Annotated in this window: 21 protein-coding genes, 3 tRNA genes and 1 pseudogene; 18 read left to right on the forward strand and 7 right to left on the reverse strand. The window is 61.3% G+C overall.

Annotated elements, in window-relative coordinates; translation table 11 throughout:
* Nucleotides 1-20: 20 nt before the first annotated feature.
* From PSH87_RS03975 to PSH87_RS03985, 3 genes are all read right to left on the reverse strand, one after another.
* Nucleotides 21-920, reverse strand: a complete 900-nt coding sequence (locus PSH87_RS03975) for an acyltransferase (RefSeq protein WP_305432651.1) — start codon at nt 918-920, stop codon at nt 21-23.
* Entirely contained in the window at nt 921-3,020 is a 2,100-nt protein-coding gene (pta, locus tag PSH87_RS03980) for a phosphate acetyltransferase (RefSeq protein WP_017737903.1), read from the reverse strand.
* Between the two features lie 79 nt (nt 3,021-3,099).
* Nucleotides 3,100-3,390: a DUF3565 domain-containing protein gene (locus tag PSH87_RS03985; protein ID WP_370695312.1), complete on the reverse strand. Its 291-nt coding sequence runs from the start codon at nt 3,388-3,390 to the stop codon at nt 3,100-3,102.
* Between PSH87_RS03985 and PSH87_RS03990 the strand changes: the two genes are divergently transcribed.
* Nucleotides 3,389-3,874, forward strand: coding sequence for a peptidylprolyl isomerase (locus PSH87_RS03990; RefSeq protein ID WP_017737905.1), 486 nt, complete (start codon nt 3,389-3,391; stop codon nt 3,872-3,874). The two genes, PSH87_RS03985 and PSH87_RS03990, sit on opposite strands and share 2 nt — an antisense overlap.
* Nucleotides 3,875-4,071: 197 nt before the next feature.
* Here the strand turns inward: PSH87_RS03990 and rpsT are convergent, their stop codons facing one another.
* Nucleotides 4,072-4,350, reverse strand: coding sequence for a 30S ribosomal protein S20 (rpsT, locus tag PSH87_RS03995; RefSeq protein WP_003171647.1), 279 nt, complete (start codon nt 4,348-4,350; stop codon nt 4,072-4,074).
* Between the two features lie 254 nt (nt 4,351-4,604).
* Here rpsT and murJ point away from each other — a divergent pair, with 254 nt between their 5' ends.
* From murJ to ispH, 6 genes are all read left to right on the forward strand, one after another.
* The gene (gene murJ / locus PSH87_RS04000; RefSeq protein WP_305432655.1) at nt 4,605-6,143 is read left to right on the forward strand and encodes a murein biosynthesis integral membrane protein MurJ; all 1,539 of its coding nucleotides are present in this window, start codon (nt 4,605-4,607) and stop codon (nt 6,141-6,143) included.
* A 119-nt stretch (nt 6,144-6,262) separates the two neighbouring features.
* Entirely contained in the window at nt 6,263-7,201 is a 939-nt protein-coding gene (gene ribF / locus PSH87_RS04005) for a bifunctional riboflavin kinase/FAD synthetase (RefSeq protein WP_017737907.1), read from the forward strand.
* A gap of 14 nt (nt 7,202-7,215) precedes the next feature.
* Nucleotides 7,216-10,047, forward strand: coding sequence for an isoleucine--tRNA ligase (gene ileS, locus PSH87_RS04010; protein ID WP_305432656.1), 2,832 nt, complete (start codon nt 7,216-7,218; stop codon nt 10,045-10,047).
* A complete protein-coding gene (lspA, locus tag PSH87_RS04015; RefSeq protein ID WP_305432657.1) occupies nt 10,040-10,552 on the forward strand; it encodes a signal peptidase II in 513 nt (170 codons plus the stop codon). The genes ileS and lspA overlap by 8 nt, the downstream gene beginning before the upstream one ends.
* Nucleotides 10,553-10,559: 7 nt before the next feature.
* The gene (locus PSH87_RS04020) at nt 10,560-10,997 is read left to right on the forward strand and encodes a peptidylprolyl isomerase (RefSeq protein ID WP_177325344.1); all 438 of its coding nucleotides are present in this window, start codon (nt 10,560-10,562) and stop codon (nt 10,995-10,997) included.
* 184 nt (nt 10,998-11,181) lie between these two features.
* Complete coding sequence (gene ispH, locus PSH87_RS04025) at nt 11,182-12,129, forward strand: 4-hydroxy-3-methylbut-2-enyl diphosphate reductase (protein WP_305432658.1); 948 nt, start codon at nt 11,182-11,184, stop codon at nt 12,127-12,129.
* On the opposite strand, the gene PSH87_RS04030 is transcribed toward ispH, so the two are convergent.
* Nucleotides 12,083-12,664, reverse strand: a complete 582-nt coding sequence (locus PSH87_RS04030; RefSeq protein WP_017737912.1) for a GspH/FimT family pseudopilin — start codon at nt 12,662-12,664, stop codon at nt 12,083-12,085. The genes ispH and PSH87_RS04030 overlap by 47 nt on opposite strands.
* Before the next feature lie 193 nt (nt 12,665-12,857).
* On the opposite strand from PSH87_RS04030, the gene pilV reads away from it, so the two are divergent.
* The 5 genes from pilV to thiO all read left to right on the forward strand — a co-directional run bounded on the left by pilV (nt 12,858) and on the right by thiO (nt 16,170).
* Entirely contained in the window at nt 12,858-13,343 is a 486-nt protein-coding gene (gene pilV, locus PSH87_RS04035; protein ID WP_305432660.1) for a type IV pilus modification protein PilV, read from the forward strand.
* A complete protein-coding gene (locus tag PSH87_RS04040) occupies nt 13,340-14,047 on the forward strand; it encodes a PilW family protein (RefSeq protein ID WP_305432661.1) in 708 nt (235 codons plus the stop codon). The genes pilV and PSH87_RS04040 overlap by 4 nt, the downstream gene beginning before the upstream one ends.
* Before the next feature lie 7 nt (nt 14,048-14,054).
* Nucleotides 14,055-14,585: a PilX N-terminal domain-containing pilus assembly protein gene (locus PSH87_RS04045; protein ID WP_305432663.1), complete on the forward strand. Its 531-nt coding sequence runs from the start codon at nt 14,055-14,057 to the stop codon at nt 14,583-14,585.
* A gap of 11 nt (nt 14,586-14,596) precedes the next feature.
* Complete coding sequence (locus PSH87_RS04050; RefSeq protein WP_305432664.1) at nt 14,597-14,998, forward strand: type IV pilin protein; 402 nt, start codon at nt 14,597-14,599, stop codon at nt 14,996-14,998.
* A gap of 62 nt (nt 14,999-15,060) precedes the next feature.
* Nucleotides 15,061-16,170, forward strand: coding sequence for a glycine oxidase ThiO (thiO, locus tag PSH87_RS04055; RefSeq protein WP_305432666.1), 1,110 nt, complete (start codon nt 15,061-15,063; stop codon nt 16,168-16,170).
* Here the strand turns inward: thiO and PSH87_RS04060 are convergent.
* Together PSH87_RS04060 and PSH87_RS04065 are read right to left on the reverse strand one after the other, a co-directional pair.
* Entirely contained in the window at nt 16,157-16,390 is a 234-nt protein-coding gene (locus PSH87_RS04060; RefSeq protein WP_017737918.1) for a PP0621 family protein, read from the reverse strand. The two genes, thiO and PSH87_RS04060, sit on opposite strands and share 14 nt — an antisense overlap.
* Before the next feature lie 126 nt (nt 16,391-16,516).
* Nucleotides 16,517-17,543, reverse strand: a pseudogene (locus PSH87_RS04065) (outer membrane protein assembly factor BamD).
* 149 nt (nt 17,544-17,692) lie between these two features.
* On the opposite strand from PSH87_RS04065, the gene rluD reads away from it, so the two are divergent.
* From rluD to PSH87_RS04095, 6 genes are all read left to right on the forward strand, one after another.
* The gene (gene rluD, locus PSH87_RS04070) at nt 17,693-18,655 is read left to right on the forward strand and encodes a 23S rRNA pseudouridine(1911/1915/1917) synthase RluD (protein WP_017737920.1); all 963 of its coding nucleotides are present in this window, start codon (nt 17,693-17,695) and stop codon (nt 18,653-18,655) included.
* Entirely contained in the window at nt 18,652-19,377 is a 726-nt protein-coding gene (pgeF, locus tag PSH87_RS04075; protein WP_305432668.1) for a peptidoglycan editing factor PgeF, read from the forward strand. The genes rluD and pgeF overlap by 4 nt, the downstream gene beginning before the upstream one ends.
* Before the next feature lie 130 nt (nt 19,378-19,507).
* On the forward strand, nt 19,508-22,072 hold the full coding sequence (clpB, locus tag PSH87_RS04080) for an ATP-dependent chaperone ClpB (RefSeq protein WP_017737922.1): 2,565 nt from the start codon (nt 19,508-19,510) through the stop codon (nt 22,070-22,072).
* 302 nt (nt 22,073-22,374) lie between these two features.
* Nucleotides 22,375-22,450: transfer RNA gene (locus PSH87_RS04085), tRNA-Asn, on the forward strand.
* 9 nt (nt 22,451-22,459) lie between these two features.
* A tRNA-Pro gene (locus PSH87_RS04090) sits at nt 22,460-22,536 on the forward strand.
* A 5-nt stretch (nt 22,537-22,541) separates the two neighbouring features.
* A tRNA-Lys gene (locus tag PSH87_RS04095) sits at nt 22,542-22,617 on the forward strand.
* Nucleotides 22,618-22,632: the final 15 nt, after the last annotated feature.

Consider the following 22,632-nt stretch of genomic DNA (forward strand, 5'->3'; position numbering starts at 1 on the left):
GCCAGCTCCCACATTTTTGATCACTTTTTGTCTGGGAATTCGGTGTGCAGCCTATCGAGCAGTTGGTCTTTTTCTTCCCACAGCTGGTTGATCCAACCCTGGAACGCCGTCCGATACTCCCCATCCTGCTCATAATTCTTTCCAATGAACTCGGCCGGGATCTGCACCTCTTCAAACTGCACCACAACGTCCTGCACATTCCCGCACAACAAATCCCAATACCCAGGGCGCCCAGCCGGATAGTGAATGGTCACATTGACCAATGACTTCAACTGCTCACCCATCGCATCCAGCACAAACGCAATGCCACCGGCTTTAGGCTTGAGCAGGTAGCGGAACGGCGATTTCTGCTGCGCATGCTTGCCCGGGGTAAACCGTGTGCCTTCGGCAAAGTTGAAAATGCCCACCGGGTTGTCGCGAAACTTCGCACAGGTCTTGCGCGTGGTTTCCAGGTCCTTGCCCTTCTTCTCCGGGTGCTTCTCCAGGTACGCCTTGGTGTAGCGCTTCATGAAGGGGAAGCCCAAAGCCCACCACGCCAAGCCAATCACCGGCACCCAGATCAGCTCCTGCTTGAGGAAGAACTTCAGCGGGCGAATGCGCCGGTTGAGCACGTACTGCAACACCATGATGTCGACCCAGCTCTGGTGGTTGCTGGTCACCAGGTACGAGTGCTGGTAATCCAGGCCTTCCAGGCCCTTGATGTGCCAACGCGTGCGGCGCACCAGGTTCATCCAGCCTTTGTTGTTGGTCACCCAGGCTTCGTGGGTGTGGTTCATCAGCCATTCACTGAAGCGCTTGGCGAACGGCAATGCCTTGAACAGCGCGACGATAAACAGGAACGAACACAACAGGATCGTGTTCAGCGCCAGCAACAACGACGCGATCACCCCGCGCACGGCGGCAGGTAGAAAATCCAGCATTTAGATATCCATAGGTCGGTTGGCGGCTTGGATCGCAGTCAGTGCGATGGTGTACACGATGTCATCCACCTGGGCGCCGCGTGGCAGGTCGTTGACCGGTTTGCGCAGGCCCTGGAGCATCGGCCCCAGGCTCACGCAATCGGCGCTGCGTTGCACGGCCTTGTGGGTGGTGTTGCCGGTGTTCAGGTCGGGAAACACGAACACGGTGGCTTTACCGGCAACCAGGCTGTTCGGTGCTAATTGGCGGGCCACGTTTTCGTTGGCGGCGGCGTCGTATTGCAGCGGGCCGTCGATCAGCAGCGAGCTTTGCTGTTCGTGGGCGAGCAGGGTGGCTTCGCGGACTTTCTCCACTTCTTCGCCGCTGGCCGAGTCGCCGCTGGAATAGCTGATCATCGCCACACGCGGCGTGATGCCGAACGCGGCGGCCGAGTCGGCGCTTTGCAGGGCAATCTCCGCCAACTCGGCGGCGCTTGGGTGCGGGTTCATCACGCAGTCGCCGTACACCAGCACCTGCTCCGGGAACAGCATGAAGAACACCGACGACACCAAGGTGCAGCCCGGCGCGGTCTTGATCAACTGCAGGGCCGGGCGGATGGTGTTGGCGGTGGAGTGGATGACGCCGGAGACCAGGCCGTCCACTTCGTCCAGCGCCAGCATCATGGTGGCGATCACCACGGTGTCCTCCAGTTGCTGCTCGGCCATCGGCGCGTTGAGGCTCTTGCTCTTGCGCAGGGCCACCATCGGTTCGACGTAGCGCTGGCGGATCAGGTCCGGGTCGAGAATCTCCAGGCCTTCGGGCAATTCGATGCCCTGGGCGCGGGCGACGGCTTCCACGTCCGCCGGTTTGGCCAGCAGCACGCAGCGGGCAATCCCCCGCGCCTGGCAGATCGCGGCGGCTTGCACGGTCAGCGGCTCGCTGCCTTCGGGCAGGACGATGCGCTTGTTGGCCGCCTGGGCGCGCTGGATCAACTGGTAGCGGAACACCGCCGGCGACAGGCGCATCTCCCGGGGCGTGCCGCAGCGTTGGTGCAGCCAGCGCGCATCGAGGTGGCTGGCAACGAAGTCGGTGATGATCTCCGCGCGCTCGCGGTCATCGATGGGGATTTCCTTGTTGAGGCTGTTGAGCTGGTTGGCGGTGTCGTAGGAACCGGTGCTCACCGACAGCACGGGCAGCCCGGCCTGGAACGCGCCACGGCACAGGTCCATGATGCGCGGGTCGGGCAGGGTGTCGCTGGTCAGCAGCAGGCCGGCCAGGGGCACGCCGTTGATCGCGGCCAGGCTGACGGCGAGGATGATGTCGTCGCGGTCACCGGGCGTTACTACCAGAACGCCGGGCTTGAGCAGCTCCACGGTGTTGCGCATGGTGCGTGCGCAAATGATGATCTTGGTCATGCGCCGGGTTTCGTAGTCGCCGGCGTTGAGGATCTGTGCGCCCATCAGGTCGGCCACGTCACGGGTGCGTGGGGCGTTGAGTTCCGGCTGATAGGGAATGCAGCCGAGCAGGCGGAAATCACCGCTGCGCAGCAGGGGCGAATGCTCTTTGAGGCGCGCGGAGAAGGCTTCCATGCTTTCGTCGGTGCGCACCTTGTTGAGGATCACGCCGAGGACTTTCGGGTCTTTCGGGCCGCCAAACAGTTGGGCCTGCAATTCCACGCGGCCGGAGAGTTCGGTGAGCACTTCGTTTTCCGGGGCGGAGACCAGGATCACTTCCGCGTCGAGGCTCTTGGCCAGGTGCAGGTTGACCCGGGCAGCGTAACTGGCGCTGCGGGTTGGCACCATGCCTTCGACGATCAGCACGTCCTTGCCCACGGCGGCCTGTTGATACAGGGTGATGATTTCTTCGAGCAGCTCATCGAGCTGGCCGTCGCCGAGCATGCGCTCCACATGGGCCAGGCCCAGGGGTTGTGGCGGCTTCAAACCGTGGGTGCGCGCCACCAGCTCGGTGGAGCGTTCGGGGCCGGTGTCGCCGGGGTGCGGCTGGGCAATGGGCTTGAAGAACCCGACTTTCAGCCCGGCCCGCTCAAGGGTGCGCACCAGCCCAAGGCTGATGGAGGTCAGACCCACACCAAAATCGGTGGGCGCGATAAAAAAAGTCTGCATGCGAATTCTCTGGAGGTGCATGGCTTGGGTGACGCTCTATGGCTGGGCGTCTACCGCGAATCAGGTGCCAAGGTTATCGTTATTCGTGCGCTTGCGCACACCAGCCGCAGGCAAAGGGCTGGCCTATTTTTTCCTGGCGCTGTGCGGGGTCGAGCACCCAGGCGCGGGACTGCCAGGGCGGCTGGTGGCGCAGGTGCTGGGTGTGGCCGCAAGACAGCTCGGCAACCCAGTGCTGGTCGTCGTCCTGGTGAAAACCGATGACCGTCGAGTCGCGTGTGCGACCCCGTCTGTCCGGGTTGTGTTCGCTTTCGGGCAAATCCTTGTTTAGACTTGTCCGTTCTTCATTCTTATGCAAAAGGTCTCGCCCCATGACGATCGCCGCTAACAAGGCTGTCTCCATCGACTATACCCTGACCAACGACGCTGGTGAGGTCATCGACAGCTCCGCCGGCGGCGCGCCGCTGGTCTACCTGCAAGGCGCAGGTAACATCATCCCAGGCCTGGAAAAGGCTCTGGAAGGCAAGAGCGTCGGTGATGAACTGACCGTTGCCGTAGAACCTGAAGATGCCTACGGCGAGTACTCGGCCGAACTGGTCAGCACCCTGAGCCGCAGCATGTTCGAAGGCGTTGACGAGCTGGAAGTGGGCATGCAGTTCCACGCTTCCGCGCCGGACGGCCAAATGCAGATCGTCACCATCCGTGACCTGGACGGCGACGACGTCACCGTTGACGGCAACCACCCGCTGGCTGGCCAGCGCCTGAACTTCCAAGTGAAGATCGTTGCCATCCGCGACGCTTCCCAGGAAGAAGTGGCCCACGGCCACGTTCACGGTGAAGGCGGTCACCAGCACTGATTGATGCATTGATCAGCGGCTAGCAAAAACGCCCCGACCTGTTCGGGGCGTTTTTTTTGTGCTCAAAAAATGTATGCAATCCAAATGTGGGAGCGGTGCAATCTTTATTCGGGCACAAACAAAAATGCCCCGGACCTTTCGGTACGGGGCATTTCTTAACTGTTGCGTAACCTGGGTTACGCGCCAGTTGTTACCACTTAGGCTGCTGCAGCGACGTTCAGAGCCTTGATGTGGCCATTCAGACGGCTCTTATGACGAGCGGCCTTGTTCTTGTGGATGATGCCTTTATCGGCCATACGGTCGATAACAGGCACAGCCAGAACGTAAGCTGCTTGAGCTTTTTCAGCGTCTTTGGTGTCGATGGCTTTAACTACATTCTTGATGTAGGTACGAACCATGGAACGCAGGCTGGCGTTGTGGCTGCGACGCTTCTCAGCCTGTTTTGCACGTTTTTTGGCGGAAGGTGTGTTGGCCACCGTCGAGCTCCTCGAAAGACTTTTTAGGAAATAGCAAACAAAATAGGCCGCGAATCATGCCGATGACTTGAAGTGTTGTCAAGGGCGGCTGATGCGAACTGCTGAGTGGTCGATCTGAAGAGGCGGGTGATTTATTTCCGGCGCTTGACCTGTAAACTCGCGAGCTTTGGCTCTGTGCTGTTGCAGGCGCGCAGTATCGCATAAGTAGGCGCGTTGTTCGCCTGCTGTTTATCTAATAGGCGCAAACTCTTTCAATGAACCTCCTCAAATCGTTGGCCGCCGTCAGCTCTATCACGATGATCTCGCGGGTTTTGGGCTTCGTGCGCGACACCCTGCTGGCGCGCATTTTTGGCGCGAGCATGGCCACGGACGCCTTCTTTATTGCCTTCAAACTGCCCAACCTGCTGCGGCGGATCTTCGCCGAGGGCGCATTTTCCCAGGCGTTCGTGCCGATCCTGGCCGAATACAAGACCCAGCAGGGCGAGGAAGCGACGCGCACCTTTATTGCCTACGTGTCGGGCCTGCTGACCCTGGTGCTGATGCTGGTGACCGTGCTCGGCATGCTCGCCGCACCCTGGGTGATCTGGGCCACGGCCCCCGGTTTTGCCAACACCCCGGAAAAATTCGCGCTGACCACTGACCTGCTGCGGGTGACCTTTCCTTATATATTGCTGATTTCCCTGTCATCCCTGGCCGGCGCGATCCTCAACACCTGGAACCGCTTCTCGGTGCCGGCCTTTGTGCCGACCCTGCTGAACGTCAGCATGATTATCTTCGCGCTGTTCCTCACGCCGTATTTCGATCCGCCGGTCATGGCCCTGGGCTGGGCCGTACTGGCCGGTGGCCTGGCGCAGCTGCTTTACCAACTGCCGCACCTGAAAAAGATCGGCATGCTCGTGCTGCCGCGCCTCAATCTGAAGGACACCGGCGTCTGGCGCGTAATGCGCAACATGCTGCCGGCGATTCTTGGTGTGTCCGTCAGTCAGATTTCCCTGATCATCAACACCGCGTTCGCGTCGCTGTTGGTCTCGGGTTCGGTATCGTGGATGTACTACGCGGATCGCTTGATGGAACTGCCGTCCGGCGTGCTCGGCGTGGCCTTGGGCACGATTTTGCTGCCAACCCTGGCGCGCACCTACGCCAGCAAGGACCGCCAGGAATACTCGCGCATCCTCGATTGGGGCCTGCGCCTGTGCTTTGTGCTGGTGCTGCCGTGCGCCCTGGCGCTGGGGATCCTGGCCGAGCCGCTGACCATGTCGTTGTTCCAGTACGGTCAGTTCGACGCCCATGACGCCCTGATGACGCAGCACGCGCTGGTCGCCTACTCGGTGGGCCTGCTCGGCATCATCGTGATCAAGGTGCTGGCGCCGGGCTTCTATGCCCAGCAAAACATCCGTACGCCGGTAAAAATCGCGATATTCACGCTGATCGTCACGCAACTGCTCAACCTGGTGTTTATCGGCCCGTTGGCCCATGCCGGCCTGGCCCTGGCCATCAGCGCCGGTGCGTGTATCAACGCCGGCCTGCTGTTCTACCAACTGCGCAAGCAGCAGATGTTCCAGCCGCAGCCAGGCTGGGGTCTGTTCGCTCTTAAGCTGGTGGTTGCAGTGACGGCGATGTCGGCGGTATTGCTCGGCCTGATGCACTTCATGCCCGCCTGGGACGAAGGCCATATGCTGGAGCGTTTCCTGCGTCTAGGCGTGCTGGTCGTGGCCGGTGTGGTGGTGTACTTCGGGATGTTGCTGCTGCAGGGCTTCCGCCTCCGGGATTTCAATCGCAAGTCGATTGGCTAGAGCGTTTGCCGCGATAAAACGGCTGTTTTATCGATTCGACCCATTTGGCCTGTTCTGTTGCCTGTCGTCCGGGGCTGGGTGTGGTTATAATCGACCACTTTATGAGCAAGAAGCGCGTTATGCAGCTGGTTCGAGGTCTCCACAACCTGCGCCCCCAGCATCGGGGTTGCGTCGCCACTATTGGCAACTTTGACGGTGTTCACCGTGGCCACCAGGCTATCCTGGCCAGGCTGCGCGAGCGTGCGGTCGAGTTGGGCGTGCCCAGCTGCGTGGTGATATTTGAGCCACAGCCGCGGGAATATTTCAGCCCCGAGACGGCGCCGGCCCGCCTGGCCCGCCTGCGGGACAAGCTGCAACTGCTGGCCGAAGAAGGCGTGGACCGTGTCCTCTGCCTGGCCTTCAATCAGCGTTTGCAAAGCCTCAGCGCCGCCGAGTTCGTTGACCGGATCCTGGTGGACGGCCTGGGCGTGCAGCACCTGGAGGTCGGCGACGACTTCCGTTTTGGCTGCGACCGCGTCGGCGATTTCGATTTCCTGCAGAAGGCTGGCGCTCATCAAGGTTTTACCGTCGAAGCCGCGCAAACCGTCGAACTGGACGGCCTGCGCGTGAGCAGTACCCAGGTGCGTAACGCCCTGGCCGCTGCCGACTTCGCGCTGGCCGAGCGTTTGCTCGGTCGCCCGTTCCGCATTGCCGGACGGGTCCTGCACGGCCAGAAGCTGGCGCGCCAACTGGGCACGCCAACCGCCAACGTGCAGCTCAAGCGCCGTCGTGTGCCACTCACCGGGGTTTACCTGGTGAGTGTGGATATCGACGGCCAACCGTGGCCGGGAGTCGCCAACATAGGCGTCAGGCCCACGGTTGCAGGTGATGGCAAGGCCCACCTGGAAGTTCACCTTTTGGATTTTGCCGGTGATCTGTATGACCGGCGTTTGACGGTGGTTTTCCACCAAAAGCTGCGTGAAGAGCAGCGTTTCGCCTCCCTTGAGGCGTTGAAAACGGCGATCAATGCGGATGTCGCCGCCGCCCGTGCACTAGCCGCACCTAGCGCCCATCGCTAACCGAAGAGCCTTAAATGACCGACTATAAAGCCACGCTAAACCTTCCGGACACCGCCTTCCCAATGAAGGCCGGCCTGCCACAGCGCGAACCGCAGATCCTGCAGCGCTGGGACAGTATTGGCCTGTACGGAAAGTTGCGCGAGATTGGCAAGGATCGTCCGAAATTCGTCCTGCACGACGGCCCTCCTTATGCCAACGGCACGATTCACATCGGTCATGCGCTGAACAAGATTCTCAAGGACATGATCCTGCGCTCGAAAACCCTGTCGGGCTTCGACGCGCCGTACGTCCCGGGCTGGGACTGCCATGGCCTGCCGATCGAACATAAAGTCGAAGTGACCCACGGCAAGAACCTGGGCGCGGATAAAACCCGCGAACTGTGCCGTGCCTACGCCACCGAGCAGATCGAAGGGCAGAAGTCCGAATTCATCCGCCTGGGCGTGCTCGGCGAGTGGGACAACCCGTACAAGACCATGAACTTCAAGAACGAGGCCGGTGAAATCCGCGCCTTGGCCGAAATCGTCAAGGGCGGTTTCGTGTTCAAGGGCCTCAAGCCCGTGAACTGGTGCTTTGACTGCGGTTCGGCGCTGGCTGAAGCGGAAGTCGAGTACGAAGACAAGAAGTCCTCGACCATCGACGTGGCCTTCCCGATTGCCGACGAGGCCAAGCTGGCCGAGGCCTTTGGCCTGGCATCGCTGGCCAAGCCTGCCGCCATCGTGATCTGGACCACCACCCCGTGGACCATCCCGGCCAACCAGGCGCTGAACGTGCACCCGGAATTCACCTACGCCCTGGTGGACGTCGGTGATCGCCTGCTGGTGCTGGCCGAAGAAATGGTCGAAGCCTGCCTGACGCGCTACGAACTGCAAGGTTCGGTCATCGCCACCACCACCGGTACCGCGCTGGAACTGATCAACTTCCGTCACCCGTTCTACGACCGTCTGTCGCCGGTGTACCTGGCTGACTACGTCGAGCTGGGTTCGGGTACGGGCATCGTTCACTGCTCGCCGGCCTACGGCGTAGACGACTTTGTGATCTGCAAGAAGTACGGCCTGGTCAACGATGACATCATCAACCCGGTGCAAAGCAACGGCGTGTATGTGCCGTCGCTGGAGTTCTTCGGTGGCCAGTTCATCTTCAAGGCCGACCAGCCGATCATCGAAAAGCTGCGTGAAGTCGGTGCGCTGATGCAAACCGCCACCATCCAGCACAGCTACATGCACTGCTGGCGCCACAAGACCCCGCTGATCTACCGCGCCACCGCGCAGTGGTTCATCGGCATGGACAAAGAGCCCACCAGCGGCGACACCCTGCGCAACCGCGCGATCAAGGCGATCGAAGAGACCAAGTTCGTCCCGGCCTGGGGCCAGGCGCGCCTGCACTCGATGATCGCCAACCGCCCGGACTGGTGCATCTCGCGCCAGCGTAACTGGGGCGTGCCGATCCCGTTCTTCCTGAACAAGGAAAGCGGCGAGCTGCACCCGCGCACCGTCGAGCTGATGGAAACCGTTGCCCAGCGCGTTGAACAGGAAGGCATCGAAGCCTGGTTCAAGATGGACGCCGCCGAACTGCTGGGTGACGAAGCGCCGCAGTACGACAAGATCAGCGACACCCTCGACGTGTGGTTCGACTCGGGCACCACCCACTGGCACGTCCTGCGTGGCTCGCACCCGATGGGTCACGAGAGCGGCCCGCGTGCCGACCTGTACCTGGAAGGTTCGGACCAACACCGTGGCTGGTTCCATTCGTCCCTGCTGACTGGTTGCGCCATCGACAACCACGCGCCGTACCGCGAACTGCTGACCCACGGCTTCACCGTCGACGAGACGGGCCGCAAGATGTCCAAGTCGCTGAAAAACGTGATCGAGCCGAAGAAGATCAACGACACCCTGGGCGCCGACATCATGCGTCTGTGGGTGGCGTCGACCGACTACTCCGGCGAGATCGCCGTGTCGGACCAGATCCTGGCCCGCAGCGCCGATGCCTACCGTCGCATCCGTAATACCGCACGCTTCCTGTTGTCGAACCTGACCGGTTTCAACCCGGCCACCGACATCCTGCCGGCCGAGGACATGCTCGCCCTGGACCGTTGGGCCGTGGACCGTACCCTGTTGCTGCAGCGCGAGCTGCAGGAAAACTACGGCGAATACCGCTTCTGGAACGTCTACTCGAAGATCCACAACTTCTGCGTGCAGGAGTTGGGTGGTTTCTACCTCGACATCATCAAGGACCGCCAGTACACCACCGGCGCCAACAGCAAGGCCCGCCGTTCGGCGCAGACCGCGCTGTATCACATCTCTGAAGCGCTGGTGCGCTGGATCGCACCGATCCTGGCCTTTACCGCCGACGAGCTGTGGGAATACCTGCCGGGCGAGCGCAACGAATCCGTGATGCTCAACACCTGGTACGAAGGCCTGACCGAACTGCCGGCCGACTTCGAACTGGGCCGCGAGTACTGGGAAGGCGTGATGGCCGTCAAGGTTGCGGTGAACAAGGAGCTGGAAGTGCAGCGTGCGGCCAAGGCCGTCGGCGGCAACCTGCAAGCCGAAGTCACCCTGTTTGCCGAGGAAGGCCTTACCGCCGACCTGGCCAAGCTGAGCAACGAACTGCGTTTCGTGCTGATCACCTCCACCGCGAGCCTGGCGCCATTCGCCCAGGCCCCGGCGGACGCGGTCGCCACCGAAGTACCGGGCCTCAAGCTCAAGGTGGTCAAGTCGGCCTTCGCCAAGTGCGCCCGTTGCTGGCACTGCCGTGAAGATGTCGGCGTGAACCCTGAGCACCCGGAAATCTGTGGCCGTTGCGTCGACAACATCAGCGGTGCGGGCGAGGTTCGTCACTATGCCTAATGCAGCCAGTCGTTTTGGACGCCTGGGCTGGCTCGTGCTGAGCGTGCTGGTCCTGGTCATTGACCAGGTCAGCAAGGCTCACTTCGAAGGCGCCTTGCAGATGTACCAGCAGATCGTGGTCATTCCTGACTACTTCAGCTGGACCCTGGCCTACAACACCGGCGCGGCGTTCAGCTTCCTCGCCGACGGTGGCGGCTGGCAGCGCTGGCTGTTCGCCCTGATCGCCCTGGTGGTCAGTGCGGTGCTGGTGGTCTGGCTCAAGCGCCTGGGCCGCGACGACACCTGGCTGGCCATCGCCCTGGCCCTGGTGCTGGGCGGCGCGCTGGGCAACCTGTACGACCGCATCGCCCTGGGCCATGTGATCGACTTTATCCTGGTGCATTGGCAGAACCGCTGGTACTTCCCGGCGTTCAACTTTGCCGACAGCGCCATCACCGTCGGTGCAATCATGCTGGCGTTGGACATGTTCAAAAGCAAGAAAACCGGAGAGACCGTCAATGACTGATCAGGTATTGGCTGAGCAACGCATCGGCCAGAACACGGAAGTCACCTTGCATTTCGCACTGCGCCTGGAGAATGGCGACACGGTCGACAGCACGTTCGACAAAGCCCCGGCGACCTTCAAGGTCGGCGACGGCAACCTGCTGCCGGGTTTCGAAGCGGCCCTGTTCGGCTTCAAGGCTGGCGACAAGCGCAACCTGCAGATCCTGCCGGAAAACGCCTTTGGCCAGCCCAATCCGCAAAACGTGCAGATCATCCCGCGTTCGCAGTTTGAAGGCATGGACCTGTCGGAAGGCTTGCTGGTGATCTTCAATGATGCGGCGAATACCGAATTGCCTGGCGTGGTGAAGACCTTCGATGACACGCAAGTAACCATCGACTTCAACCACCCGTTGGCCGGTAAAACCTTGACCTTTGACGTTGAAATCATCGACGTTAAAGCGCTCTGACTGACGAAACCGGTTCCTGCGGGTGGCGGCTTGTGTAGGAGCTGGCTTGCCTGCGATTGCATCACCTCGGTGTACTTGATACACCGAGTCGTCTGCATCGCGGGCAAGTCCGGCTCCCACAGAGGCTCAAGCTTATAGAGCTGAGTTGATCCAATTTCTTGCCCTGCAAGACACGAGGCACAGCATGCACATCAAACTCGCCAACCCCCGTGGCTTCTGCGCCGGCGTGGACCGTGCGATCGAAATCGTCAACCGCGCCCTGGAAGTCTTCGGGCCGCCGATCTACGTGCGCCATGAAGTCGTCCACAACAAATTCGTGGTCGAAGACCTGCGCGCCCGCGGCGCCATCTTCGTCGAAGAGTTGGACCAGGTGCCGGACGACGTGATCGTGATCTTCAGCGCCCACGGTGTTTCCCAGGCGGTGCGCACCGAGGCGGCAGGCCGTGGCCTGAAAGTCTTCGACGCCACCTGTCCACTGGTGACCAAGGTGCACATCGAAGTCGCACGCTACAGCCGTGACGGCCGTGAGTGCATCCTGATCGGCCACGCCGGGCACCCGGAAGTCGAAGGCACCATGGGCCAGTACGACGCCAGCAATGGTGGCGCCATCTACTTGGTGGAAGACGAAAAAGACGTCGCCAACCTGCAGGTGCGCAACCCCGAGCGCCTGGCATTCGTGACCCAGACCACCTTGTCCATGGACGACACCAGCCGCGTGATCGACGCCCTGCGCACTCGCTTCCCGGCCATCGGTGGCCCGCGCAAGGACGACATCTGCTACGCCACGCAAAACCGCCAGGACGCGGTCAAGCAACTGGCCAACGAGTGCGATGTGGTCCTGGTGGTCGGCAGCCCTAACAGCTCCAACTCCAACCGCCTGCGCGAGCTGGCCGAACGCATGGCAACACCGGCGTACCTGATCGACGGCGCGGAAGACATGCAACGCAGCTGGTTCGATGGCGTCGAGCGTATCGGCATCACCGCCGGTGCCTCGGCCCCGGAAGTCCTGGTGCGCGGCGTGATCCAGCAGTTGCACGCCTGGGGTGCCACCGGCGCCGATGAGTTGGCCGGTCGTGAAGAAAACATCACTTTCTCCATGCCCAAGGAGCTGCGGGTTCGCTCGTTGCTCTGAGTGCCAGGGTGCCGGAGTAGCTCCGGCACAACGCCTGCTCGGTCCTGTCGCTGCGCAGGCTGATGCGTCCGCTGGGCGCCAGTACCACCTGGTACTGGCTTTGCGCCTGGCCCGTGGCGCACACATGCACAGTGCCCGCTCGAAACCCTCCGCCTGAAAATACCGGTTCGCCCAGCCCGCTGAAGCGTACCTGGCTCTTGACCGGGCCATTGCCGACAATCGCCACGCGCCCGCTGTCCTGATGCTCCAGCAACACCGGATTGTCCTCGTCCAGGTGGCCGCGTCCGCTCACGTCCACGATCACCCGCCAACCTCGGCTCCAGTCTTCGTCCTGTGCGTGGATGATGACGGCCCGGTTGCGCGCGATGGCTTCGGTGCGCGCGAAGCGCAGCCCTCCGGCCAGGGATTGTGCGGCGCTATGTCGTTGTTGTGATTCGAGCAGGTTCTTGAAACCGGGCACGGCCAGGTTGGCCAGGATGCCGCTCATGATCAGCCCGAGCAGCAGTTCAATCAGGGTGAAACCGCGCTGTTGCATAGGTCATCCCTCCGTGGATGTGGGTGCAGACCTAGGTATAGCGCCTGCGCCTCGACCTCGGATGATGGCCTTTTTGTCCAAAGTATTTCCCTTTGTTCCGGCAGCGCCACGGTTGAAAAACCGGCGCTAGTCTTGGGCTGCACAGCAGGATTTCCTGCTTCTTTTTTGGCCTTCGACACGGACGACGATGGTAATGCTTGCCTCCCCGAACACCTTTTGCACCTGCGCCTTGCCCCGGCGCCAAACCGGCATGACCCTGATCGAAGTGCTGGTCGCCCTATTGATTCTCGCCGTTGGCCTGTTGGGCGCGGCCGCCATCCAGCTCAATGCGCTCAAGTACACCGACAGCGCCAGGATGATCAGCCAAGCCAGTTTCATTGCCTACGACATGCTCGACCGCATCCGTGCCAACGCCGCTGCCGACTATGCGTGGGGCCGCGCAGAACGTGCGCCGGCCAGCAGTGCCAGTGCCAGCGTACGTGACCTGGACCTGCATGATTTCGAAGCCAATATCCTCGGGTTTGCCGGGCCGAGTGCCAAAGGCTCGGTGGCGGTGAGCGCCAATGAAGTGACCGTCACCATCAGTTGGGATGACCGACGGGCCACAGACACCAGCAACGCACGCGAGACCTTTACCCTGACCAGCCGCATCAGGCATGAGCCCGGGGTGGTGCCATGAACTCGCGCCTTCGCGGTTTCAGCCTGGTTGAGTTGCTGCTGGCGCTGGCCATCGGGCTGGTGCTGGTGGCTGGGGGCAGCCAGGTGGTGATCAGTTCCCGCGCGACACAGGCCAGCCAGCAGGCGGCGATGTGGTTGCAGGATGATGCGCGGTTTGTCCTGGGCAAGATGATTCAGGACATCCGCCAGGCGGGCATGTTTGGCTGCCTGGGCACGGCGTTTATCGAGAATGCACCGGTGGCCTTTGATCAGCCTGTGCGCTGGAGTGCCGGGAACGGATCAGCGTCACTGACGCTGGTGACGGTGGATAGCGGCGAGGGCGGCGGCAAGCCCGACTGGACGGTGCTGTCCGATTGCACGGGGTCCGCCGAGGCGTATACCGGCAGCGCGCCCGTGCCTTTGCCTGGGCAGATTCGCTTTGGACTGCGACAGATCACCTACACCTTCGAGGCGGGCCAGTTGAAGGTCAGTACGCCTGCGGCACCGGCCAAGGCGGTGCTGGTGGATAACGTGCAGGCGTTTGATATCAGCTTCGGCGTGGCCGCCAAGCCTGATTCGGTGGACGTGGTGCGTTATGACGCCCGTCCCGCTGATGAGTCCCTGATCCGCAGCGTACGTATCCTGATGACCCTTCAGGACCCCACGGGGCGGGTCAAGGAGCAAACCTACAGCGTCGTGGCGGCGCTGCGAAACCGGCTGGGGTAGGGCGGGCATGGGCATTTCTCAACGCGCAAAGGTGCGGCAGGCGGGCATGGCGCTGCTGATCAGCCTGGTGTTTCTGCTGGTGTTGTCGCTGATTGGCTTGGCGTCGATGCAGGGCGCGGTGTCCCAGCAGAAGGCCGCCGCCAGTCTGTGGCATCGCAACCAATCGCTGCAGAGTGCCGAAAGTGGCCTGAGGATGGGGGAGTCGGTCGTACAGCGGGTGCCTGCGACCTTGCCAGTGTGTCGGTCTGTCGTCACCTGCGCGCCGCCGGGCGAGGCATTTTCACTGAGCGGCGCCGGAGTGAACCCGGTTTCCGGCGTCACCTGGATCGCGCTCAAGGGCGGTTTCTACGGCATACAGTCCCTCGGGCCTGCCGTGGGGCTGGCTCAATTGCCGCCGCAAGTAACGGCTGCCGTGTACCGGGTGACGGCGGTCGGGTTAGGCGGCCAATCCCGCACGGTCTTGGAGAGCGTGTATGCGCGGGTAGACGGGGAGGGCGGCTCGCGGTTTCGGCGGGTGGCCTGGCGGCAACTTCAATAAGGAGCGGTGGGATGGACAAGGACAGCCGGGGTTTTACCCTGATCGAGTTACTGGTGGCCGTGGTAATCATTGGAGTGCTGGCCGGGGTCGCCTACCCCAGCTATACCGGCCAGGTAAAAAAGGTCTATCGCGGGCAAATTGTCGCGTTGTTGACCGAGCAGGCGCAGTACCTGGAGCGCTTTTATGCGCGCAATGGCAGTTTTATTGACGCCAGCGGCGTCAGTACGGGCAATGATCGCTATAGAATCACCGCTGTATTGAACCCTCAGGATTTCCGCCTGCTGGCCACGCCCATTGCTGACTCGGTGATGGCCGGTGACCCTTGCGGCGGCTTCAGCCTGACCAGCACCGGCGCGCGGGCCAACCCTGGCGCAGCACCGGACATGTCACGCACGCTGTGCTGGGGGCAATGATGACAGTGCTGGATGATTGGGCGCCGGGTGCGCTTGTCCCTATTTATCGGCTGGATCGAATAATGGCTAAGCAACAGCGAGTGGTGGTGGTCGGCGGTGGCGTAATCGGCTTGTTGACGGCGTTCAACCTGGCAACCCAGGGGCAGGCGGTGGTGCTGCTGGAGCGTGCCGGCGTGGGTCAGGAGTCTTCCTGGGCTGGCGGCGGGATTGTTTCGCCGTTGTACCCGTGGCGCTACAGCCCGGCGGTTACGGCGCTGGCCCATTGGTCGCAGGATTTCTATCCACAGCTGGCCGAGCGTCTGTTTGCCGCCACGGGCGTTGACCCTGAGGTTCACACCACTGGCTTGTACTGGCTCGACCTGGAAGACGAGGCCGAAGCGCTGGCCTGGGCGGCACGGGAAGGCCGCCCGTTGAGCAAGGTGGATGTTTCGGCCGCCCATGATGCGGTGCCAGTGCTGGGCGGCGGTTATTCCCAGGCGATCTTCATGGCCAATGTCGCCAATGTGCGCAACCCCCGGCTGGTCAAGTCTCTCAAGGCGGCGCTGTTGGCGTTGCCGGGTGTGACCTTGCATGAACAATGCGAGGTGACCGGGTTTGTACAGGACGCCGGCAATGTCGTGGGGGTGAACACCACGGGTGGCCCGATCCTTGGCGATCAGGTGGTGTTGGCGGCGGGGGCGTGGAGCGGTGAGTTGCTCGGGACCCTGGGCTTGTCACTGCCGGTGGAACCGGTCAAAGGCCAGATGATCTTGTACAAGTGTGCCGCGGATTTCCTGTCGAGCATGGTCCTGGCCAAGGGGCGTTATGCGATCCCGCGACGTGATGGACATATCTTGATTGGCAGCACCCTGGAACATGAGGGCTTCGACAAGACGCCGACCGACATTGCGCTGGAAAGCTTGAAGGCGTCGGCGATCGAGCTGATTCCGGCCTTGGCCGAGGCCGAGGTGGTCGGGCATTGGGCGGGCTTGCGTCCGGGGTCGCCGGAAGGCATTCCGTATATCGGCCAGGTGCCGGGGTTCAGTGGCTTGTGGCTCAACTGCGGGCATTACCGCAATGGCCTGGTGCTTGCGCCGGCGTCCTGCCAGTTGTTTGTCGACTTGTTGCTGGGGCGTGCGCCGATCATCGATCCGGCGCCGTATGCCCCGCAAGGTCGAATCAACGCTGGATAGACTTCGGCCCTTGTTCCAGGTGGGGTTGGCTGCAATACCACGCCTGGCCTGAGCTCAGGGCGTGATTCTGCGGCAAATGCACACCGCAGTGGGCGCAGCGCACCATCAAGGCGGCGTCGGGTTCGGCGGAGCGCTGCTGTTTGGCAGCCGGGCTTTTGAATTTACGCCAGAACCATACTGCGGCGGCAATAATGGCAATCCAGAACAGTAGACGAACCATGGTGGGCAGCTTCTCGACGAGGAATGCGCCAGTTTAGCCAAGGACATGGCAGGCGCACAGCGCAATAATGCTTGCCCATAAAAAAGGGAGCCCCGAGGGGCTCCCTTTTTGCGTTGCGTCAACGGATCAGTCGAACACACCGAAGGTCATGTAGCTGAACCACGAGCGGTCCTGGTTGTTGCCCAGGGCTTGCGGGGCTTCTTCTTCGATCACGTCGCCGTTCTCGTCATGAGGCTTGAGCTCCGAAGGAATGGCTTCCTTGGCGTCCTGGAACTGCTTCATCACGTCCTGGTTGGCGCGGGTTTCGCCCGGCGGCAGCGGTGGACGGGACTCGATCAGGCCCAAGGTGTACTTGCTCAGCCACGAGCGGTTGTCCGCTTCGGCGACCTGAGGCACGAACTGGCCGTCTTTCAGGCTTGGGTGATCAGGGTAGTTGAGCTTCAGGGTTTCCAGGCTGGTGTTGGCCAGGTCGTCCAGGTGCAGGCGCTGGTAGGCCTCGGTCATCACGGCCAGGCCGTCACCCACGGATGGGGGTTTCCTGGAAGTTTTCCACTACGTAGCGGCCACGGTTGGCGGCAGCGACATAGGCCTGACGGGTCAGGTAGTAGTGGGCGACGTGGATCTCGTAGGAGGCCAGCAGGTTGCGCAGGTAGATCATGCGCTGCTTGGCGTCCGGCGCGTAGCGGCTGTTCGGGTAGCGGCTGGTCAGCTGGGCGAACTCGTTGTAGGAGTCGCGGGCAGCGCCCGGGTCACGCTTGGTCATGTCCAGCGGCAGGAAGCGCGCCAGCAGGCCAACGTCCTGGTCAAACGAGGTCAGGCCCTTGAGGTAGTAGGCGTAGTCCACGTTCGGGTGTTGCGGGTGCAGGCGGATAAAACGCTCGGCAGCAGACTTGGCAGCTTCCGGCTCGGCGTTCTTGTAGTTGGCGTAGATCAGCTCAAGCTGCGCCTGGTCGGCGTAGCGGCCGAACGGATAACGCGACTCCAGTGCCTTCAGCTTGGCTGTGGCGCTGGTGTAGCTATTATTGTCCAAGTCTTTCTGAGCCAGCTGGTACAACTCGACTTCGCTCAGGTTTTCGTCGACGACGTCCTTTGTTGACGAGCAAGCAGCAGTCATGGCGAGGATGGCGATCAGCAGCAGGTGTTTCACTTGCATGGCGGCTTGCGTCCCTATGACGGCCGCTGTCTTGGGCGGGGCCGTCCTGTTATGATGAGCGCCCCGTTGAAAGCCTCGGGGCAAAAGACGCCGTATTTAACCACAAGCGCGCAGCCGAAACCAAAGGCTGTGCCACGCCTAGTCTGAGCATGTCCGATAAAATTGAACTTCGCGCAGAGGTGCCGTCCGAATTGGGCGGCCAACGCCTCGATCAAGTCGCCGCACAATTATTCGCTGAGCACTCGCGCTCGCGCCTTTCCGCCTGGATCAAAGACGGCCGCCTGACTGTGGATGGAGCGGTTATCCGCCCGCGAGACATAGTTCATGGTGGTGCGATTCTTGAGCTGACTGCCGAGCAGGAAGCCCAGGGAGAATGGATCGCCCAGGACATTGAGCTGGACATCGTCTATGAAGACGACGACATCCTGGTCATCAACAAACCCGCAGGCCTGGTGGTTCACCCGGCAGCCGGGCACGCTGATGGCACCTTGCTCAATGCCCTGCTGCACCACGTGCCGGACATCGTCAATGTCCCGCGCTGCGGCATCGTGCACCGTCTGGACAAGGACACCACCGGCTTGATGGTGGTGGCCAAGACCATTCAGGCGCAGACGCAGTTGGTCACACAATTGCAGAGCCGCAGCGTCAGCCGTATCTACGAGTGCATCGTGATCGGTGTCGTGGTGGCCGGTGGCAAGATCAACGCGCCGATCGGTCGTCACGGCCAGCAGCGCCAGCGTATGGCGGTGATGGAAGGCGGCAAGCAGGCCGTCAGCCACTACCGTGTGCTGGAGCGTTTCCGCTCCCACACCCACGTGCGGGTCAAGCTGGAAACCGGTCGTACCCACCAGATTCGCGTGCACATGGCCCACATCAACTTCCCGTTGGTCGGAGATCCGGCCTACGGCGGCCGCTTCCGTATTCCGCCGGCGGCGAGTCAGACCATGGTCGAATCGCTGAAGTCGTTCCCGCGCCAGGCACTGCATGCACGTTTCCTGGAACTGGATCATCCGACGAGCGGTAAGCGCATGAGCTGGGAATCGCCTTTGCCAGACGACCTGGTCTGGTTGCTGTCGCTGCTCAAGCAGGATCGCGAGGCGTTTATCGGATGAGTGACTGGCTGATTCCTGACTGGCCCGCGCCGGCTCGGGTTAAAGCCTGTGTTACTACCCGTGCGGGCGGCGTCAGTCTGGCGCCGTTCGACAGCCTCAACCTGGGCGATCACGTCGAGGACAGCCTGGAGGCCGTCCTTGAGAATCGCCGTCGTCTGAGTGATGCCTTTGCTATCCAGCCGGCCTGGCTGCGTCAGGTTCATGGTGTGACCGTGGTCGAAGCTGATCCAGATCGCACCGCTGAAGCCGATGGCAGTTGGACCAGCACCCCAGGCATCGCTTGCACTTCAATGACTGCCGATTGCCTGCCCGCGTTGTTCTGCAACCGTGCGGGCACTCGCGTCGCCGCCGCCCATGCCGGTTGGCGTGGCCTGGCGGCGGGTGTGCTGGAAGCGGCTGTTGAAAGCCTGGATACGGAGCCCGGCGAGGTTCTGGTGTGGCTCGGCCCGGCCATTGGCCCGCAAGCCTTTGAAGTCGGCCCGGAAGTGCGGGAAGCCTTCATGCAGCAATTGCCGATCACCGCCGAAGCTTTCGTGCCCAGCCGCAACCCCGGCAAGTACATGGCGGACATCTATCAGCTCGCGCGCCTGCGCCTTGCCGCATGCGGTGTCACCGCTGTTTATGGTGGCGGTTTCTGTACCGTGACCGATCCGCGCTTCTTTTCTTACCGCCGCAGTCCTCGTACCGGTCGGTTTGCCTCCCTTGTCTGGCTTGAGCGCTAGACTCTTCTGACTTAGGTCAACTGCCCGACGCTTGAAACTCCCAGAATCCACCCCATCTATAAGGGTATCTGGCAGGTTTCTTCATTCAGGATGTTTTATATCTCCGGCCTGCTCAAAAGGAAGGTGACTAATGCGTATTGATCGTTTAACCAGCAAATTGCAGTTGGCATTATCTGACTCTCAATCCCTGGCGGTGGGCCTCGACCACCCGGCCATTGAGCCTGCGCACCTGATGCAGGCGCTCCTGGAGCAGCAAGGTGGTTCTATCAAACCCTTGCTGATGCAGGTGGGCTTCGACGTCAACAGCCTGCGCAAGGAGTTGAGCAAAGAGCTCGACCAACTGCCGAAAATCCAAAATCCGACCGGCGACGTGAACATGTCCCAGGACTTGGCGCGCCTGCTTAACCAAGCGGACCGCCTGGCCCAGCAAAAGGGCGACCAGTTCATCTCCAGCGAACTGGTGCTGCTCGCCGCCATGGACGAAAACAGCAAGCTCGGCAAGTTGTTGCTGGGCCAGGGCGTGAGCAAGAAAGCCCTGGAAAATGCCATCAACAACCTGCGTGGCGGCGACGCGGTGAACGACCCCAACCATGAGGAGTCGCGTCAGGCCCTGGATAAATACACCGTCGACCTGACCAAGCGCGCCGAAGACGGCAAGCTTGACCCGGTGATCGGGCGTGACGATGAAATCCGTCGCACCATCCAGGTGTTGCAACGTCGCACCAAGAACAACCCGGTGCTGATCGGTGAGCCTGGCGTGGGTAAAACCGCGATTGCCGAAGGTCTGGCCCAGCGCATCATCAACGGTGAAGTGCCGGACGGCCTGAAAGGCAAGCGCCTGCTGTCCCTGGACATGGGGGCGTTGATTGCCGGTGCCAAGTTCCGTGGCGAGTTCGAAGAGCGCCTGAAATCCCTGCTCAATGAACTGTCGAAGCAGGAAGGGCAGATCATTCTGTTTATCGACGAACTGCACACCATGGTCGGCGCCGGTAAAGGCGAAGGCTCCATGGATGCGGGCAACATGCTCAAGCCAGCGTTGGCGCGGGGTGAGTTGCACTGCGTCGGTGCCACGACGCTCAACGAGTATCGCCAGTACATTGAAAAGGATGCGGCCCTTGAACGTCGCTTCCAGAAAGTGCTGGTGGAAGAGCCGAGCGAAGAGGACACCATCGCGATCCTGCGTGGCCTGAAAGAGCGTTATGAGGTCCACCATAAGGTGGCGATCACTGACGGCGCGATCATTGCGGCGGCGAAATTGAGCCATCGCTATATCACCGATCGTCAGTTGCCCGACAAGGCCATCGACTTGATCGACGAAGCGGCCAGCCGCATTCGCATGGAGATCGACTCCAAGCCGGAAGTGCTCGACCGCCTGGATCGGCGCCTGATTCAGCTGAAAGTTGAATCCCAGGCCCTGAAGAAAGAAGAAGACGACGCGGCGAAGAAACGCCTGGAAAAACTCCAGGAAGAAATCGTCCGTCTGGAACGCGAGTATTCGGACCTGGAAGAAATCTGGACCTCGGAAAAAGCCGAAGTGCAGGGCTCTGCGCAGATCCAGCAAAAGATCGAGCAGTCCCGCCAGGAACTGGAAGCCGCACGCCGTAAAGGCGACCTGAACCGCATGGCCGAGTTGCAGTACGGGGTGATCCCCGACCTGGAACGCAGCCTGCAAATGGTCGACCAGCACGGCAAGGCCGAGAACCAGTTGCTGCGCAGCAAGGTGACCGAGGAAGAAATTGCCGAAGTCGTCTCGAAGTGGACCGGCATTCCGGTGTCGAAAATGCTCGAAGGCGAGCGCGACAAGCTGCTGAAGATGGAAAGCCTGTTGCACCAGCGTGTGATTGGCCAGGAAGAAGCCGTGGTGGCCGTGTCCAACGCGGTGCGGCGTTCGCGGGCCGGGTTGTCCGACCCGAACCGTCCGAGCGGCTCGTTTATGTTCCTCGGCCCGACCGGCGTGGGCAAGACCGAGCTGTGCAAGGCCTTGGCCGAGTTCCTCTTTGATACTGAAGAGGCCATGGTGCGGATCGATATGTCCGAATTCATGGAGAAACACTCGGTGGCTCGCTTGATCGGCGCACCACCAGGCTATGTGGGCTACGAGGAAGGTGGCTACCTGACCGAAGCCGTGCGGCGTAAGCCTTACTCGGTGATCCTGCTGGATGAGGTCGAGAAGGCTCACCCGGATGTGTTCAACGTGTTGCTGCAAGTGTTGGAAGATGGCCGGCTGACGGACAGCCACGGACGTACCGTGGACTTCCGCAACACGGTGATCGTGATGACCTCCAACCTGGGCTCGGCGCAGATCCAGGAGTTGGTCGGTGATCGTGAAGGCCAGCGTGCTGCAGTGATGGATGCGCTGACCAGCCACTTCCGCCCGGAATTTATCAACCGGGTCGATGAAGTGGTGATCTTCGAGCCTTTGGCACGGGATCAGATCGCAGGCATCACCGAGATCCAACTGGGTCGCCTGCGCAGCCGCCTGGCCGAGCGCGAGCTGGCCCTGGAGCTGAGCAGCGAGGCGTTGGACAAGCTGATCGCGGTTGGCTACGACCCGGTGTATGGCGCACGGCCTCTGAAACGTGCGATCCAGCGCTGGATCGAAAACCCGCTGGCGCAGCTGATCCTGTCGGGCAGCTTTATGCCTGGCACCAGCGTCGCGGCGACGGTGGAGAACGATGAAATCGTCTTCCATTGAGCCCAGTCACTGGCGCAATAAAAGGAGGCCCCGCATCGCGGGGCCTTTTTTTTCGATAGGGCGTTGAACTGTAAGGAAAAGGCTAGTAAAGTGCGCCCCGCAACAACGTCAGCCCACGGGTTTCTTCTCCCCAAGAAGAAATCAGAAACAAGCGCAAATCATTGTCTTAAAAGCAATTTAAAGGGTTGACAGGGGTTTTTAAGATTGTAGAATAGCGCGCCTCAGACATGACAACGTAGCGATACGGAAGACTCGAAGAGAAGGTTACACCGCAGTAGAAGTTGTACTTTGAAATATGTAGTTCCGTGATAGCTCAGTCGGTAGAGCAAATGACTGTTAATCATTGGGTCCCAGGTTCGAGTCCTGGTCACGGAGCCAATTTCAAACCGGGGTATAGCGCAGTCCGGTAGCGCGCCTGCTTTGGGAGCAGGATGTCGGGAGTTCGAATCCCCCTACCCCGACCATTTTTGGGTCGTTAGCTCAGTTGGTAGAGCAGTTGGCTTTTAACCAATTGGTCGTAGGTTCGAATCCCACACGACCCACCATTTTTGAAACCAGTT

This window comes from Pseudomonas sp. FP453 (assembly GCF_030687495.1).
Lineage (GTDB): Bacteria > Pseudomonadota > Gammaproteobacteria > Pseudomonadales > Pseudomonadaceae > Aquipseudomonas.

Excerpts from the sequence above, each read along its gene's own strand:
- PSH87_RS03990 (WP_017737905.1), top strand. The coding sequence starts at position 3,389 with ATGACGATCGCCGCTAACAAGGCTGTCTCCATCGACTATACCCTGACC.
- PSH87_RS04030 (WP_017737912.1), bottom strand. The coding sequence starts at position 12,664 with ATGCAACAGCGCGGTTTCACCCTGATTGAACTGCTGCTCGGGCTGATC.
- clpB (WP_017737922.1), top strand. The coding sequence starts at position 19,508 with ATGCGTATTGATCGTTTAACCAGCAAATTGCAGTTGGCATTATCTGAC.
- lspA (WP_305432657.1), top strand. The coding sequence starts at position 10,040 with ATGCCTAATGCAGCCAGTCGTTTTGGACGCCTGGGCTGGCTCGTGCTG.
- rluD (WP_017737920.1), top strand. The coding sequence starts at position 17,693 with ATGTCCGATAAAATTGAACTTCGCGCAGAGGTGCCGTCCGAATTGGGC.
- ileS (WP_305432656.1), top strand. The coding sequence starts at position 7,216 with ATGACCGACTATAAAGCCACGCTAAACCTTCCGGACACCGCCTTCCCA.
- pilV (WP_305432660.1), top strand. The coding sequence starts at position 12,858 with ATGCTTGCCTCCCCGAACACCTTTTGCACCTGCGCCTTGCCCCGGCGC.
- PSH87_RS04060 (WP_017737918.1), bottom strand. The coding sequence starts at position 16,390 with ATGGTTCGTCTACTGTTCTGGATTGCCATTATTGCCGCCGCAGTATGG.
- pta (WP_017737903.1), bottom strand. The coding sequence starts at position 3,020 with ATGCAGACTTTTTTTATCGCGCCCACCGATTTTGGTGTGGGTCTGACC.
- PSH87_RS03985 (WP_370695312.1), bottom strand. The coding sequence starts at position 3,390 with ATGGGGCGAGACCTTTTGCATAAGAATGAAGAACGGACAAGTCTAAAC.
- ribF (WP_017737907.1), top strand. The coding sequence starts at position 6,263 with ATGCAGCTGGTTCGAGGTCTCCACAACCTGCGCCCCCAGCATCGGGGT.
- thiO (WP_305432666.1), top strand. The coding sequence starts at position 15,061 with ATGGCTAAGCAACAGCGAGTGGTGGTGGTCGGCGGTGGCGTAATCGGC.
- ispH (WP_305432658.1), top strand. The coding sequence starts at position 11,182 with ATGCACATCAAACTCGCCAACCCCCGTGGCTTCTGCGCCGGCGTGGAC.
- pgeF (WP_305432668.1), top strand. The coding sequence starts at position 18,652 with ATGAGTGACTGGCTGATTCCTGACTGGCCCGCGCCGGCTCGGGTTAAA.
- PSH87_RS04050 (WP_305432664.1), top strand. The coding sequence starts at position 14,597 with ATGGACAAGGACAGCCGGGGTTTTACCCTGATCGAGTTACTGGTGGCC.
- PSH87_RS04045 (WP_305432663.1), top strand. The coding sequence starts at position 14,055 with ATGGGCATTTCTCAACGCGCAAAGGTGCGGCAGGCGGGCATGGCGCTG.
- PSH87_RS03975 (WP_305432651.1), bottom strand. The coding sequence starts at position 920 with ATGCTGGATTTTCTACCTGCCGCCGTGCGCGGGGTGATCGCGTCGTTG.
- PSH87_RS04040 (WP_305432661.1), top strand. The coding sequence starts at position 13,340 with ATGAACTCGCGCCTTCGCGGTTTCAGCCTGGTTGAGTTGCTGCTGGCG.
- murJ (WP_305432655.1), top strand. The coding sequence starts at position 4,605 with ATGAACCTCCTCAAATCGTTGGCCGCCGTCAGCTCTATCACGATGATC.